The sequence below is a fragment of the Paenibacillus enshidis genome (assembly GCF_042136365.1).
In the GTDB taxonomy this organism is placed as follows: Bacteria; Bacillota; Bacilli; order Paenibacillales; family Paenibacillaceae; genus Paenibacillus; species Paenibacillus enshidis.
Genome location: NZ_JBHHMI010000046.1, coordinates 1 through 14,618, shown reverse-complemented (window position 1 = coordinate 14,618; position 14,618 = coordinate 1). Strand labels below are relative to the sequence as shown.

14 protein-coding genes are annotated in these 14,618 nt (G+C 51.8%); 10 read left to right on the top strand and 4 right to left on the bottom strand.

All coding sequences use genetic code 11. The features are described from left to right. The first annotated feature begins 169 nt into the window (after positions 1-169). On the top strand, positions 170-781 hold the full coding sequence (locus ACE41H_RS24460) for an alpha/beta hydrolase (protein ID WP_375358182.1): 612 nt from the start codon (positions 170-172) through the stop codon (positions 779-781). 112 nt (positions 782-893) lie between these two features. On the opposite strand, the gene ACE41H_RS24455 is transcribed toward ACE41H_RS24460, so the two are convergent. Continuing rightward, entirely contained in the window at positions 894-2,147 is a 1,254-nt protein-coding gene (locus ACE41H_RS24455) for a helix-turn-helix transcriptional regulator (RefSeq protein WP_375358181.1), read from the bottom strand. A gap of 157 nt (positions 2,148-2,304) precedes the next feature. On the opposite strand from ACE41H_RS24455, the gene ACE41H_RS24450 reads away from it, so the two are divergent. Further along, positions 2,305-4,590: a beta-glucosidase gene (locus ACE41H_RS24450; RefSeq protein WP_375358180.1), complete on the top strand. Its 2,286-nt coding sequence runs from the start codon at positions 2,305-2,307 to the stop codon at positions 4,588-4,590. 196 nt (positions 4,591-4,786) lie between these two features. Continuing rightward, positions 4,787-6,061, top strand: coding sequence for a threonine ammonia-lyase IlvA (gene ilvA / locus ACE41H_RS24445; protein ID WP_375358179.1), 1,275 nt, complete (start codon positions 4,787-4,789; stop codon positions 6,059-6,061). Positions 6,062-6,155: 94 nt separating this feature from the next. Here the strand turns inward: ilvA and ACE41H_RS24440 are convergent, their stop codons facing one another. Next, a complete protein-coding gene (locus ACE41H_RS24440) occupies positions 6,156-6,647 on the bottom strand; it encodes a hypothetical protein (protein ID WP_375358178.1) in 492 nt (163 codons plus the stop codon). Positions 6,648-6,831: 184 nt separating this feature from the next. On the opposite strand from ACE41H_RS24440, the gene ACE41H_RS24435 reads away from it, so the two are divergent. From ACE41H_RS24435 to ACE41H_RS24425, 3 genes are all read left to right on the top strand, one after another. Next, complete coding sequence (locus tag ACE41H_RS24435) at positions 6,832-7,035, top strand: hypothetical protein (RefSeq protein ID WP_375358177.1); 204 nt, start codon at positions 6,832-6,834, stop codon at positions 7,033-7,035. A gap of 197 nt (positions 7,036-7,232) precedes the next feature. Beyond that, positions 7,233-8,057 (top strand): alpha/beta hydrolase, encoded by an 825-nt coding sequence (locus ACE41H_RS24430; RefSeq protein ID WP_375358176.1) that lies wholly within the window; start codon positions 7,233-7,235, stop codon positions 8,055-8,057. Positions 8,058-8,133: 76 nt separating this feature from the next. Next, a complete protein-coding gene (locus ACE41H_RS24425; protein WP_375358175.1) occupies positions 8,134-8,916 on the top strand; it encodes a DODA-type extradiol aromatic ring-opening family dioxygenase in 783 nt (260 codons plus the stop codon). A 167-nt stretch (positions 8,917-9,083) separates the two neighbouring features. On the opposite strand, the gene ACE41H_RS24420 is transcribed toward ACE41H_RS24425, so the two are convergent. Next, entirely contained in the window at positions 9,084-9,593 is a 510-nt protein-coding gene (locus ACE41H_RS24420; RefSeq protein WP_375358174.1) for a DoxX family protein, read from the bottom strand. Between the two features lie 243 nt (positions 9,594-9,836). Here ACE41H_RS24420 and ACE41H_RS24415 point away from each other — a divergent pair, with 243 nt between their 5' ends. The 4 genes from ACE41H_RS24415 (at position 9,837) to corA (ending at position 13,825) form a co-directional block, all read left to right on the top strand. Next, a complete protein-coding gene (locus tag ACE41H_RS24415) occupies positions 9,837-10,934 on the top strand; it encodes a DUF3048 domain-containing protein (protein WP_375358173.1) in 1,098 nt (365 codons plus the stop codon). Positions 10,935-11,094: 160 nt separating this feature from the next. After that, positions 11,095-11,709 carry a DUF47 domain-containing protein gene (locus ACE41H_RS24410; RefSeq protein ID WP_375358172.1) on the top strand — a complete coding sequence of 205 codons (615 nt, stop codon included), beginning with the start codon at positions 11,095-11,097 and terminating at the stop codon, positions 11,707-11,709. A gap of 14 nt (positions 11,710-11,723) precedes the next feature. Continuing rightward, positions 11,724-12,713: an inorganic phosphate transporter gene (locus ACE41H_RS24405; RefSeq protein ID WP_375358171.1), complete on the top strand. Its 990-nt coding sequence runs from the start codon at positions 11,724-11,726 to the stop codon at positions 12,711-12,713. Between the two features lie 152 nt (positions 12,714-12,865). Further along, positions 12,866-13,825, top strand: a complete 960-nt coding sequence (corA, locus tag ACE41H_RS24400; RefSeq protein ID WP_375358183.1) for a magnesium/cobalt transporter CorA — start codon at positions 12,866-12,868, stop codon at positions 13,823-13,825. Positions 13,826-13,842: 17 nt separating this feature from the next. On the opposite strand, the gene ACE41H_RS24395 is transcribed toward corA, so the two are convergent. Then, positions 13,843-14,343: a tyrosine protein kinase gene (locus tag ACE41H_RS24395; RefSeq protein ID WP_375358170.1), complete on the bottom strand. Its 501-nt coding sequence runs from the start codon at positions 14,341-14,343 to the stop codon at positions 13,843-13,845. Positions 14,344-14,618 lie beyond the last annotated feature (275 nt).

The following is a 14,618-nucleotide window of genomic DNA, read 5'->3' as shown; positions in this document are numbered from 1 at the left end:
ATACTTCTATTCGGTTTACAGTTTTATATAACATTCGTCAAAAACTTACACGACAAGTTTTTTGCAACAGTCAAGTAACTAATGGTTGTTTAACGGAGCGGTCTTGTGTATAATAAAATTCAAATATAAGAATCTTAATATTAAACAAAATGAAAGGCGGCTGTTTGTTATGAATCATATATTTCGCAAAGGAAGCAACCCTGATGCGCCTGTACTGCTGCTGCTGCACGGAACCGGAGGCAATGAACATGATCTGCTGCCGCTGGCAGAGCTGGTATCGCCGGGCTCTTCTGTCTTGGGGGTAAGAGGAAATGTACTGGAAAACGGAATGCCGCGTTTTTTCCGGCGTCTGGCTGAAGGTGTATTCGATCTGGAGGATCTGGTCATGCGCACGAAGGAGCTGTCTGCTTTTGTGGATGAAGCTGCTGAACGTTATGAATTTGACCGCCGCAACGTGGTGGCCATCGGATACTCCAATGGCGCGAACATCGCGGCAAGTATGATTTTCCATCAAAAGGATGTGCTGCGTGGCGCGATTCTCCATCATGCGATGGTGCCGCTCCGTGATCTCCAGCTTCCCGACCTGAAGGACCTGGCGGTGTTTATCGGGGCAGGGGAGAATGACTCGATGATTCCGCTGGCGGGCACGGAGGAGCTGCGCGATATGCTGGAAGGCGCCGGGGCAGAAGTGACAATGCACTGGGAGCGGCACGGCCATCAGTTGACACGCACCGAAGTTGAGGCCGCTGCACGCTGGTTTGCAGAAAAGTACACAGTTTGACCGATCGGGTTTTAACATAAACCGTCTACGTCCATGTGGCAGTGATGCCCTGGCGATAGACGGTTTTTTAGAGTTCAGATTGGTACGTCGGTGTACGTTTTCGTTTTTCTTATTACTCTCCCGGCTGGCTACGGAATACACGGGGGGTGACCCCCGCATATTTTTTGAATACCTTGGTGAAATAGCTCTGATCATTAAAACGCAGCCTGCTGCACACATCGGCCAGCGAGTAATTGGTGAGCGTCAGCAGCTTCTTGGCCTCTTCAATCTTGGCCTGCTGCACGTATCCCGTCATGGACAGCCCCGTTTCCTCACGAAAAAGGCGGGATAGGTAGCTCGGGTGAAGCCCGGCTTCCTCTGCCAGCCGGTTGAGGCTGATCTCATCATAAATGTGATTGTAAATATAGTTCAGACAAACGGATATCGGCCTGGAATAACGCTTTTCCCGCACGGATCGCACCTTGTCCGCAAAATCGCACAGGCACTCATGCGTATAACGAATGACCTCCCGAACTTCATGCAGTTCCTCGATATGCTGTATGCTCAAATCGCTTAGGGTATAGGCCATTTCGACAGGCATGCCGCCATCTACGGCGGCACGGGTGGCGAGGGCAATGGCGCAAATTGACAAATTTTTCTGGCTGCGTAAATTGCTTTTCTTCGACAGCACTCCCGGATTTTCGAACCCGCTTCCTTCCTCCAAAAATTCAGCGAGCTCTTTTTTACGTCCTTCCCGGATGTAGTGCAGCATCGTTTTTTCCAGCACAGGGTCATTATGAAGCATGACGTTTTCCCGCCGGTCGGCCAGATTCAAGTAAATGTTGTCCTCCGGCCAATCCACGGTCAGCTTGTATTCACGGTTGCGGGACAAGGCCTCCTCCATTTCAAGCTGCCTGCCGCTGATCAGGGAATACAGCAGGATCCCCGCTTGCAGCAGGGGGGCTTTTCCAGCATACCGTACGGAATTGTAGTAGCTGATCAACTCATCCTTGTATTTAAGCGGAATGCTGCAATCGGCCATCAGACCGGTGACGGACTGCTCATTCATGCGGTAAAACAAGACTGGTCCCAATATGAAGCAGCCGGATTCCCCATCTGCGTGACCAGGCCTGACAGTGACATAACGTTCGAGATATGCCGTTGCTTTCAGGATAGGAAAATCTCTGGGCTCCTCCGGGTTAAGCAAGCTATCAAGCGCATCCCTGAGCGAAGCGTAAAGCGGGTTTACCGGAATCCGGGCAGGCTCGGGTTGTGCCGCTGCAAGCTGTCTGGAAGCATCGAGATAACAGACCGGGATCTGGTAGGCATCATAAATCAGCTGGCATATATAATCTGCGTCAAACGGCAAAGAGTCATATGTGCCCAAAAGTGAACATCCTTTCACCATCATTGTCATAAAAATATTACCGAAAATCCAAAAAAAATACCATAACTAAGAAAGCAACCTACATAAAATCAAGAATGAAAACGTTATTATAAGTTAGCCTAAATATATTTTTTTATCGCTGGGAGGCCAATCAACAATGAGCAGAGATATTAAAGCTTTAATTGCGCAGATGACACTTGAGGAAAAAGCCGGTATGTGTTCAGGCCAGGATTTTTGGCGCCTGAAGGGTGTTGAACGTCTCGGAATTCCTTCAATCATGGTGACGGACGGGCCGCACGGGCTGCGCAAGCAAAGGGAAGGCGGGGACCATTTGGGGCTGATGGACAGCGTGCCTGCGACATGTTTTCCATCTGCGGCCGGTCTTGCCACCTCATGGAACCGTGAGCTCATTCAGGAGGTAGGCGTTGCGCTTGGCGAAGAATGTCAGGCCGAGGATGTAGCTGTTCTGCTTGGCCCCGGCGTGAATATTAAGCGTTCTCCGCTCTGCGGCAGAAACTTTGAATATTTCTCCGAGGACCCTTATCTGTCCACGGAGATGGCCGCGAACCATATTCAGGGTGTGCAAAGCCAGGGCGTCGGCACTTCGCTGAAGCACTTTGCGGTGAATAACCAGGAGCATCGCCGGATGTCCGTGGACGCTGTTGTAGATGAGCGTACGCTGCGGGAAATCTATCTGGCCAGCTTTGAAGGAGCCGTGAAGCAGTCTCAGCCTTGGACGGTCATGTGCTCTTACAACCAGGTGAACGGAACCTATGCCTCCGAAAATAAATATTTGCTGACAGATATCCTGAAGGACGAGTGGGGCCATGAAGGTTTTGTTGTATCCGACTGGGGTGCGGTCAACGAGCGGTCTGAAGGCCTTGCGGCAGGCCTGGAGCTGGAGATGCCATCGAGCGGTGGTACTGGAGACCACAAGATCGTCGAAGCCGTGCGGAGCGGCAGGCTGTCCGAGGGGGTGCTGGACCGTGCGGTTGAGCGTCTGCTGACGATTATCTTCAAAACGGTGGACCATAGAAAAGAAAACGCCACCTATGATGCAGACGCCCATCACGCGCTTGCGCGCAAGGCTGCAGCAGAAAGTATGGTGCTGCTCAAGAATGAGGGCGGCGTTCTGCCGCTTGCTCAAGGCAGGTCTGTTGCGGTCATTGGGGAATTCGCACAGAAGCCGCGATTCCAGGGCGGAGGCAGCTCGCATATTGTACCGACCAAGCTGGACATACCTTTGGAGGAGCTGACCAAGCTGGCGGGCGAAGGTAGCGTGCAGTATGCGCAGGGCTACCGCATTGCACAGGATGAGACGGATGCGCAGCTGCTGGAAGAGGCAAAGAAGGCCGCGGCAGCCGCAGAAGTGGCCGTCATTTTCGCTGGGCTGCCTGATCGTTATGAATCGGAGGGTTATGATCGTCAGCATCTGCAGCTCCCGCCTGCGCATATTGAGCTGATCGAAGCTGTAGCTGCTGTGCAGCCCAATACGGTGGTGGTGCTCAGTAACGGTGCTCCGGTAGAAATGCCATGGCTTGGCTGCGCAAAAGCGGTGCTCGAAGCTTATCTCGGTGGCCAGGCAGGCGGATGCGCCATCGCGGATCTGCTGTACGGCAAGGTAAATCCGAGCGGCAAGCTGGGGGAGACGTTCCCGCAGAGGCTTAGCGATAACCCTTCCTATCTGTTCTTCCCGGGTGAAGGGGACCGTGTGGAATACCGTGAGGGCATTTTCGTAGGGTACCGTTATTATGACACCAAAAATGTGAAGCCGCTGTTCCCATTCGGCTATGGCCTGAGCTACACGGCGTTCGAATATACGGGCATGACGCTCAGCTCTTCAAGCATCAAGGACACCGATGCCCTTGAAGTACAAGTGAATGTGAAAAATACGGGCAGCGTGGCCGGCAAGGAAATCGTTCAGATCTATGTGAAGGACGATGAGAGCACCGTGATTCGCCCTGCGAAAGAGCTGAAGGGTTTTGCCAAGGTGGAGCTGCAGCCTGGAGAGGAAAAAACGGTGACGATTATGCTGGACAAACGCGCCTTTGCCTATTACAACGTGGAGCTTAAGGATTGGCATGTGGAGAGCGGCACGTTCACAATTATGGCCGGGTCCTCCTCTGCGGATATCGCCCTAACTGAAAAGGTAGAGGTCATATCTGAACAACTGCTTCCTGTACGGGTGCACCGCAACTCCCTGGTCGGCGATTTGCTGCATCATCCGGCGCTTACCGATGAAGAGAGGGAGTATGTGCATACATTCTTAAAAAATTATTCCATGCCAGGCTTGTTCGACACAGAGTCTATGGGGGAGATGGGTGAGGCTATTATGAAATATTTGCCGCTGCGCGCAGTATCCTCCTTCAATGGTTCCGCCGAGGGCGACGCCAAGCTTGCGGAACTGATCGAACATTTGAATGAAAAGCCAGTTAAGCAATAAGCTGACTTTAGGCAAACATACTTATAAGGGGCACCCGTTTTCCAGGAACGGAGCCCCTTTTTCATTTTGATGCTTGAAAAAGGGACGAAGTCTTTACACTTTCCGGCGAGAAACGTAATATGATAACGAAAGCGGTCTTTAATAGCCGTTCATATTAGATAGACATATATAAGTAAGCGGAGTGTGGGTGATAATTATGAAACCAAAGCAAGTTTCCCAGCGGGCTCCATCGGTGGGAATGGAAGATATCGTGCGTGCGCATCATCTGCTGCGTGATGTGATTGTGCGGACACCGCTGCAGCGGGATGCGATGCTATCGGCCAAATACGGCTGTGACGTCTATTTGAAGCGTGAGGATTTGCAGGTTGTGCGTTCATTCAAAATACGCGGCGCCTATAACATGATCCGCAGCTTGTCGGCAGAGGAAGTAAGCAAAGGCATTGTCTGCGCCAGCGCGGGCAACCATGCCCAGGGAGTCGCCTATTCCTGCAATGCTCTCGGTATCCAGGGCAAGATTTATATGCCTAGCACTACGCCCAACCAGAAGGTCAAAATGGTGCGCCGTTTCGGCGGCAGCAGTGTTGAGATCATTCTGACGGGAGATACGTTTGATGATGCCTACGAGGAAGCTGTCAAGACGTGCAAAGAGCAGGGCATGACGTTTATTCATCCTTTTGATGAGGCGAAAATAGTAGCCGGCAACGGTACGATCGGCATGGAGATTATGGAGAGCCTGGATGCTCCCGCGGATTATGTGTTTGTGACCATCGGCGGCGGAGGGCTGGCAGCCGGAGTAGGCACTTATATCAAAACGATGAGTCCATCAACCAAGATCATCGGAGTGGAGCCCCTGGGAGCAGCTTCGATGAGTGAAGCGATGCGCAATAACGGTGTCGTAACCTTGGAGGAAATCAATAAATTTGTCGACGGCGCCGCCGTCAAGCGGGTTGGGGAGCTGACTTACAGCATTTGCTCCAACGTCCTCGACGAGATTGTGAAGGTGCCGGAAGGGAAAGCCTGTACGTCCATTCTGGAGATGTACAATGAAAGTGCCATCGTGGTGGAGCCCGCAGGCTCGCTGCCTGTTGCTGCGTTGGACAAGTACCGGGGGCAAATCCAGGGCAAGACGGTCGTTTGCATCATAAGCGGAGGCAACAATGACATCGACCGGATGCAGGAGATCAGGGAACGCTCCCTCATGTACGAGGGGCTGAAGCATTACTTCATGGTCAATTTCCCGCAGCGGGCAGGCGCTCTGCGGGAATTTCTGCAGGATGTGCTCGGGCCGGAAGACGATATTACCCGTTTTGAATATACGAAGAAGAACGATAAGGAGAACGGTCCGGCCCTGGTCGGAATCGAGCTCCTGCATAAAGAAGATTATTTGCCGCTGATTGAGCGGATGAAGCACAAGGGAATCCAGTATATCGAACTGAACAAGGACGTTAACCTGTTCAATATGCTGATCTGATTGTCATTCCTCGCACGGTTTTAGAGCAGGCAAAAGGGGAGTTCCGGATCAATGGGACTCCCCTTTCTCGCTGCCTTCTTGGCATGATGTACTGTTATTTTTTCTTGCGCAGGAACAGCGGTTTAAGCCCGGCCCAGCCAATAACGGCGATGATTAAGCTTATCCATGGGGATAGGGTGAACACGGGCAGGCTTCTGTTGAGCAAAATGCCCCCGACCAGGATGACCACAACGAGAACCACATACAGCAGCATTGATTTCAAATCAAGCTTCGGCTTCTCAGGTGCGCGTGCTTGTCCGTTTTTGTCCCCCGGAGCCGTATCCTGCCCGGCTTCATCATCCGGGCTGCCCATAAAACGGGTTAACGCTTCAATCAGCAGAATCGCACCGGCCGCTACAATAAGCAGTGTCGAGCTGCTGATTTTCTCATAAGGGGCTGCACTGCCTCCAGTTGCAAGCACAACCAGACCGAGCAGCGCAACCGCTGTAAAAAAGAAGGTCAAAGCGATCCAGGCGATCATGGCAAAATATTTGAGCCGGGATTCAGGCTTGTCTTGCCCCTGCTTTCCGGAATTGGGTTGATACATTCATCAGACCTCCTGCAAACCATCCATATGAAATCCAGTATACGTGAGCAGGCTCATTATCGCAAAGTCCGTTACGCAGAAATAATTTGTCAGCGATGTATATTGACAACGCTTCCTGTTGAAAAATATGGAGGATGCTGCGGGAGCTGCACTCAATTTTTTCAGGAGAGGAAGGGGCCAGCATATGAACAGCGGACTGAATTCCGGCAAAGTCAGACATATTGTCCAAGGCAATGCTCCGCGTTACCGTGTCGAGGATACGGAATTCGGGGATGACTTCGGTGAAGGTCGGGGACATGTGCAGGACGCTCAGGTCGGCGATTCCGTTTTAACGGGATGGGAAGGCCGCAGTGAGACCCATGCGATGTACCGGCGCAGCTACGAGTAATTCAGGCTGCTGAATTCCAGCGGCGCTTGCTGCCCAGAAGAGGAGATAACCTTTTCGGGAAGCAGGCGTCTTTTTTCTTTTGCAGCATTGTGATAAGGTCCGTTGACACCCGTCAGAGCGATGTGTACAATAAATCATATTAAGTAGATCGGAATTAATGGTTAAATGATGAAATTAAGGAACAGGGGGAGAGGCAGATGGAAAGACAGATTGGCATACGCTTTGAGGGTGAGGAACTGACGGCAACGCTGCATTATCCGCGCGGGGTGGAGAAGACGGGCTGCCAGAGCCGCAATTCGCTGGTGATCATATGCCACGGGTTTGTCGGCAGCCGCATCGGGGTTGACAGGCTATTTGTAAATACGGCGCGCAGGCTTGCAGATGCGGGGCATTTGGTGCTCCGCTTTGATTACGCAGGCTGCGGCGAGAGCACCGGTGAATATGGGGAACAGAGCATCCAGGCCATGATCCATCAGACGCGCGCTGTGCTGGACTACGCCCTGAGCTGCGCCGATGTGGATCCGAAGAAGATTACGCTGATCGGCCACAGTCTGGGCGGTGCGGTCGCCGTTCTGACGGCTGTGCGGGATAAGAGGGTGAAAAATCTCGTGCTCTGGTCGGCTGTCGGTTATCCGTTCAATGATATCGTGAAGCTTACCGGGCGCAATGTCTATGATCAGGCGGTTAAGGAAGGAAAGGCGGACTACCTCGGTTACAAGCTTACCCCTGATTTCTTTGAATCCCTGGCGCAATTCCAGCCTTTCCAGGAAGCCGTCAAGTTCAGCGGGGACGTGCTCGTCGTTCATGGCACTTCAGATGATGTGATTCCGGTGGACTATGCCTTCCTCTATCAGAAGGTTTTCTGGATGCGCTCGGAAAGCCGGTGTGACAAGGAAATTATTTTTCAGGCCGACCATACCTATTCTTCGGGTCCGGAGCGTGCGCAACTGATTCAGCGGACCATGGAATGGCTGGATGAACGTGAACGGCTTGAAAAAGAATGGCAGCACTGGATGATTTGACACTATTGGAAAATCCCCATGCGCAGGAGTAAAATAGAAGGGCAACGATTAAATTGGCGTGTGGAGGTTGGCAGCGATGACAGTACCTGCATTATTTGTTGCGCACGGTTCACCTGCATTGGCTGTGCAGAACAATGCGTATGCCCGTTTTCTGAAGGAACTGGGTTCACGGCTGCCCAGACCCCGCGGGATTGTCGTTTTTTCCGCTCATTGGGATAGTCCCGATCAATGTGTTGACGTTGATGAACAGCACATAACTTTGCATGATTTTTACGGTTTCCCTGAGGAAGTGTACACAATCGAATACCCTGCACCCGGAGATCCGGCGATTCATAATGAGATTTTCAGTTTGTTCAAGTTGCATAATTTGCATACCCGGCCGGTTCAGAACAGGGGACTTGATCATGGGGTATGGGTCATTCTGAACCATATGTATCCTGAAGCGGATATTCCCGTCATCCCCCTGTCCATTGATTCCAGGCGTTCGCCCAAGGAGCAGTACATGATTGGTGGCATGCTTTCTTCCTTGCGCGAGCAGGACATCATGATTATCGGCAGCGGGGGGCTCGTACATAATTTGCGTTTGCTGCGGGAAACCGAAGAAGTCGAGAGCTGGGCAGCCGCCTTTGATGATTGGATCGGGGAGCAGCTGGAGACCTGGAACCTCAAGCAACTGTTTGATTACGGGAAAAGGGCGCCTTATGCGCATGAGGCCGTTCCATCCTACGCCAAGGAGCATTTTGCCCCCCTGTTTTATGCGATGGGGGCGGCGGACCACGACAGAAGTGCAGAAAAGCTGTTCCAGTCCTATGACCATGGCTGTTTGAGCCTGAATTGCTGGATGTTCGGAACGTTTTGATATGAAAACGCACCCTGCGGCACTCCGTGATATCTTTTTTCAAGATATTGAGGTGCGCTTCAGGGTGCTTTTGTGTGCTGTATTTTTGCAATCCTGCAAAAAAAAGCGCCGATGAAAATCGGCGCTCTCACTGTATATTTTGCTATATTGTCAGTACCTTTGACCGATCAGGCAACCTTGGCTTTATTCCCGCCGCCTTCATGTCTGCGGAACAGGCCGCGCAGGTAAGGCAGCACCCAACGGTCCAGTCCGATGCGGCCGGCGTTGGCGCCTGCGACCACGATGAAGATCTCGAACAGTACCATCACTGCATTGGTGCTTACTGTGCCCGAGAAGAGGAAGGCGAAGTTCATGACCATGGCCATCAGAGCGGCCAGTGTAGTCAGTGTGCCGAGAATCAGGCCGACACCCACCAGGAATTCACCCAGAGGAATCAGGAAGTTAAAGAGGCCCACATTCGGCATGGCGAAGGCTTCAAGGAAGTTGGCCCACCAGCCCTGCACCGCCGGATGCTCACCTGTTGCCTTGGCGATGGCTCCTGTCAGGAAGCCTCCTGCATCAAATCCGCCCGTTAATTTCTCCCAGCCGTGAGTCATCCAGCTCCAGCCCAGCACCACCCTCACTACGGTCAGAATCCATGTTGCCACCGGGTTTTCTCTAAGCCATGCGTTAAACATATTTACCACTCCTTCATAAGGTGATTACCTTGTTTTTATTTTAGAAGATGATCATCTCTTTCATGTCTTTATTGTAGAATAGGTCTGAGGTTTTATTTGTGATAAAAATCACAATCTCATAAATTTTCTTAAAATTTTTATCTCTCGACGGTTCCGGCAAAATTTAAAGGCTTCCATATTTAAGAGACAACCTCGCCCTTCATTGCTTATAATGAAAAAAATGGAACCCAGGAGGAATGTCTTTTGATTCGGTTAAGCAAAAACACAGTCTGTGGTACCCTGGCACTGTTCGCCATTATAGGTTTGACATCCTGTTCCCCCCAGGAGGAAGCTCCGCCGCAGGCTCCGCCCGTCGTCATGGAGGACCCTGCTCCGGAACCGGTGGAGCCCCAGGCAGAGACGGAACCGAAGTACACGGCGCCTCTCACAGGTCTCGCCATAGACGAACCTTCGGATCAACGGCCGCTGGCGGTGATGATCAACAACGCCCCTGCCGCCCGTCCGCAATCGGGACTCAGCGGGGCGGATATCGTGTATGAGGTGCTCGCTGAAGGCGGTATCACACGCCTGGTGGCGTTTTTTCAGAGCGGAGGCGGAGAGGTCAACATCGGTCCTGTACGCAGCATCCGCCCTTATCTGATCGAGCTGGCGGAAAGCTACGGAGCGCTGCCTGTGCATGCGGGAGGAAGCAATGACGCCTACGACCTTTTCCAGCATCAGGGGAAGCAGCATCTTGATGAAATTACAAATGCGGGCCCATCCTTCTGGCGCAGCAAGGACCGTAAGGCACCGCATAATTTATATACCAGTCTGCCGAAGCTGTTGGAAGGAGCGGACAAGCGGGGGTATCCGACAAGCTCCAATGTTCCGGAGTATACGTTTGCCAAGCCGGAGCCAATGACGGACGGAGAACAGGTGACGGCCTTTGATATCCGTTTTCTGCTGCAAAGCTACCGCGTATCCTATACATATGATGAGGACAAGCAGATCTACCTGAGATCGGTGAATGGGGAGCCGCACATTGATTTGAATAACGGGGAGCCATTGAGTGCGGCTAACGTGGTGGTCATGAGCACGGGCCATCAGGTGCTGGATGATGTCGGGCGGCTGGCTGTGGATCTGGATAGCGGCGGGGACGCGCTCATTTTCCGCGAGGGTCGGATGATCCAGGGAACATGGAAGCATGCTAATGGAGATATCATCCGCTTTTATGAAGGAAACGCCGAAATTTCACTGGTTCCCGGACAGACCTATATTCATATCGTTCCGAATGAGCAGCCGCTGGACGGACATGTCTCGATTACCCAACCGGCCCAATTAAATACAGAGAATCAAGGGTAAGCGGACAGGGGAATAAGTGGAAGGCTGAAGAATATTTAAAATAGCGTTTACAATGTTTACAGGGTCTTTACAAAATAGATACAACCTATGATAAGATAGCAAAGGTTGTCTAATATAGTCGAACCCAACGAGCATCAATTTTTGGTAAAGGGGTAATCGTATGAAACTGAAGAAAAAGGACATCTTTTTCGAGACGTTGGAAAATATGGCGGATACGATCGTGCAGGCTGCCGATTATTTTGCGCAGAACATTTCAGACCTGCAGGACGTCACGCTATTTGCTGGAGAAATGAAGAAATACGAGTCCAAGTGTGACGAATTCACACACACGATTATTAAAGAGCTGAACAAAACGTTTATTACGCCGCTGGAACGGGACGACATTATGGATTTGACAACCACCATGGATGACGTATTGGACGGGCTTGAAGCGACGGCATCACGGTTTTATATGTATCAGCTTACCGAGCCTGACGAATACATCGTTCAGTTTGCGGACATTCTGCGTCAATCTGCCTATGAGATTCAAAAGGCCGTGCATCTTTTGTCCCATAAGAAGCTGCTTGCGCTCCGCGAGCATACCATCCGTCTGAACGACCTGGAGAACCAGGGGGACGAGCTGCTCCGTATTTGCATTAAAAATTTGTTTGCGACCGTTAATGACCCGATTGAGCTGATCAAGCGCAAAGAAATTTACGAACGTTTGGAAACGACTACTGATTCTTGCGAACATGTAGCCAACAAGCTGGAATCTATCATTATGCGCAACTCGTAAGGGGTCCTATTTTCATGGATACAAGTCTACTCATTCTAGGCATTGTCATATTTCTCGCTTTGGCCTTTGACTTTATAAACGGCTTTCATGATACCGCCAATGCCATCGCCACATCGATCTCGACGAGAGCACTGACACCGCGGCGTGCCATTATTTTGGCGGCTGTGATGAACTTTGTCGGCGCCATGATGTTCACCGGGGTGGCCAAGACCATCGGGGGCAGCGTGGCCAATCCGGCGGAGCTGTCGAACGGAATCGACATCGTCATTGCGACACTGCTGGCGGCCATTATCTGGAACCTGGTCACATGGTGGTTCGGTATCCCGTCTTCTTCCTCCCATGCGCTGATCGGCTCCCTTGCCGGTGCGGTATTCGTGGGTGCGGGCTCGGACAAGGTCAACTGGACAGGCTTCATCGACATTGTGGAGGCGTTAATTTTCTCCCCGCTGATCGCTTTTGTCATCGGTTATATCGTCATGATGGTGCTCAAGTACATATTTGCCCGCAGAAGCCCGCATACGGTGAACAAGGGATTCCGCACGATGCAAATCATTACCGCAGCCCTGCAGTCCTTCACGCACGGCACGAATGATGCGCAGAAGGCGATGGGCATCATCACCTTTGCGCTCGTCTCCGCTGGCGTCCAGGACCATCTGGAGGTGCCGCTCTGGGTTAAAATCTCGGCGGCAACGGCGATGGCGCTCGGTACATCGATCGGCGGCTGGAAAATTATCAAGACGATGGGCACGAAAATTTTTAAAATTGAGCCGATTAACGGATTCGCAGCGGATATTTCGGCAGCCTCCGTTATTTTCACCTGCACGCTCCTGCATCTCCCGGTCAGCACGACTCATGCGATCACCTCGGCGATTCTGGGTGTCGGCTCAGCAAAACGGTTCCGCGCCGTGCGCTGGTCCCTCGCAGGACGGATTGTGGTGACCTGGTTCATTACGATTCCGATTTCTGCTCTGCTGGCAGGCTTGATCTTCACCCTGCTGTTCTAGTATGTAAACAATATGTAAACCATTTGTGAAGCCCCTGTGGGGCTTTTTTTGTTAGGAAATTATGATTTTTATTCCTTTACGGGAAAAGCTATGTGTATAGAATGAAGGCAAAGGAATGGATGCTGCCGGTTCAGAAGAGGGGGATGAACGGATTGATCAGGACGATAGCCATCGGGAAGGATCATCAGTTAAAGCTTGGCATTCCACTGACCGATATACAGCCGGATGAATATGAATGGATATGGGCCGATTTTTGCGATCCTACGGACGAGGAAGCGGCGCTGCTGGATACCTATTTTCATTTCCATCCGCTGGCGATCGAGGACTGCCTTTATGTGCTGCAGCGGCCCAAGGTGGATTATTATGAGGATGTGCATTTTTTTGTTCTGCATGCGCTTGACCCGGACCACTTGACGGTACAGGAGGTAGATCTCTTTATGGGCTATCGCTTTCTGGTGTCCTACCATAAAACACAGCTTGAGGAGCTCGATCAGGCATGGGAACGGGTCGTGCAGCATGCCCGGGAACGCAAAATTTGGGCGCGAGGCACGCTGGGAGCGACGTATACGGTCATGGATAAGCTGGTTGACCAATATTTTCCCTGCCTGTTCAGGATCGAAGACGAACTTGCCGAGCTGGAAAACCGGAGCCGCAGCGAGTCGGTCGAGGAGCTGATGAATCAGGTATTCGAGCTGCGGAGCCGGTTATTGAAGCTGCGGCGCACGATTGTACCGATGCGGGATTTAATGTACCGGGTCGTCAATTCCGAGCATATTCAGGGACAGGGTGAGCACAAAGCCTATTTTACGGACATTTATGACCACCTGCTGAAGCTTTCCGATATGATTGACGCCGACCGTGAAATGACGGCCGACCTGAGAGACAGCTACATTTCGCTCAATTCCAACCGGATGAACGCCATTATGAAGACACTGACGGTCATTACGACGATATTCATGCCTCTGACCCTGATCGCAGGGATTTACGGGATGAACTTTCAGTTTATGCCTGAGCTGCGCTGGAAATACGGCTATTTCGCGATGCTTGCTTTTATGCTCCTGCTCGGTTCCGGCATGATTTACTGGTTTTCCAGAAGGGGCTGGTTCAGGTGAATTTTTGAAAATAAAGCTTAGCGCTTACTGCGCTTTGCCGGACTGCGGCGGGATTTGGAGGTGCTCCGTTTGCGGCTGCTGTTTTTTCTTCTTTTTTTTCGTCGGGGTACATATTCATCGAGATTGTTTACTGATTTAGCCTTCGCTGCGCCGAAAGGCAGCGCGCCCATGATCAGTTTGGCCATCGGGGCAAACTGCTGGATGCCTGACATCACCTTTTGCACCTTGCCGAGCGTGTTGAGCATGCCGTCGATACCGCCCATCCGGTCGATGATGCCTTTGATCTCGCCCAGATTCGGCAGATTGCCCAGCAGTCCGCCGCCGGAGGAAGACGAACTGGCGGGGGCTGCCGTGTCAAAAGAACCAGCCGGATTGTAGGACGGATTATAGGGCACCAGCGCAGTGGCCTCGGCCGTAAGCGGATCCAGAGCAGGGGCGGCCCCGGGATAAGGGGATGAGTTATAATTGGTCAATGAACGATGTGGCTGCGCCCTCCGGTTTGTATAGTTTTGAGGCATTCAGATCACATTCCTTTACAGATTGATAGTCCATTGTATGTATCAGGTGCGCAGGGCGTTTAGGCACCCGTCCATAAAAGCGGGATAAATGCGGATTTGGGCGGCATTTACCAGCTTCATAACCGCGCATGGACACACGCGACTTTAGTCGTGTGAGGAATTGCGCTCGGCATAAGGGCTACCATGGGTGGCTCGAAAGCCGAAAGGTCCATGCTTCCTCCTTTCGTCATGAGAATTTAACCTTGGCTCACTAGAGCATGTGCTATACTTTAAAT

Bases quoted from the DNA above. Each gene is read 5' to 3' on its own strand.
- ACE41H_RS24460 (WP_375358182.1), top strand. From the start codon at position 170: ATGAATCATATATTTCGCAAAGGAAGCAACCCTGATGCGCCTGTACTG.
- ACE41H_RS24420 (WP_375358174.1), bottom strand. From the start codon at position 9,593: ATGTTTAACGCATGGCTTAGAGAAAACCCGGTGGCAACATGGATTCTG.
- ACE41H_RS24435 (WP_375358177.1), top strand. From the start codon at position 6,832: ATGAACAGCGGACTGAATTCCGGCAAAGTCAGACATATTGTCCAAGGC.
- ACE41H_RS24395 (WP_375358170.1), bottom strand. From the start codon at position 14,343: ATGCCTCAAAACTATACAAACCGGAGGGCGCAGCCACATCGTTCATTG.
- ACE41H_RS24430 (WP_375358176.1), top strand. From the start codon at position 7,233: ATGGAAAGACAGATTGGCATACGCTTTGAGGGTGAGGAACTGACGGCA.
- ACE41H_RS24405 (WP_375358171.1), top strand. From the start codon at position 11,724: ATGGATACAAGTCTACTCATTCTAGGCATTGTCATATTTCTCGCTTTG.
- ilvA (WP_375358179.1), top strand. From the start codon at position 4,787: ATGAAACCAAAGCAAGTTTCCCAGCGGGCTCCATCGGTGGGAATGGAA.
- ACE41H_RS24410 (WP_375358172.1), top strand. From the start codon at position 11,095: ATGAAACTGAAGAAAAAGGACATCTTTTTCGAGACGTTGGAAAATATG.
- ACE41H_RS24450 (WP_375358180.1), top strand. From the start codon at position 2,305: ATGAGCAGAGATATTAAAGCTTTAATTGCGCAGATGACACTTGAGGAA.
- ACE41H_RS24440 (WP_375358178.1), bottom strand. From the start codon at position 6,647: ATGTATCAACCCAATTCCGGAAAGCAGGGGCAAGACAAGCCTGAATCC.
- ACE41H_RS24425 (WP_375358175.1), top strand. From the start codon at position 8,134: ATGACAGTACCTGCATTATTTGTTGCGCACGGTTCACCTGCATTGGCT.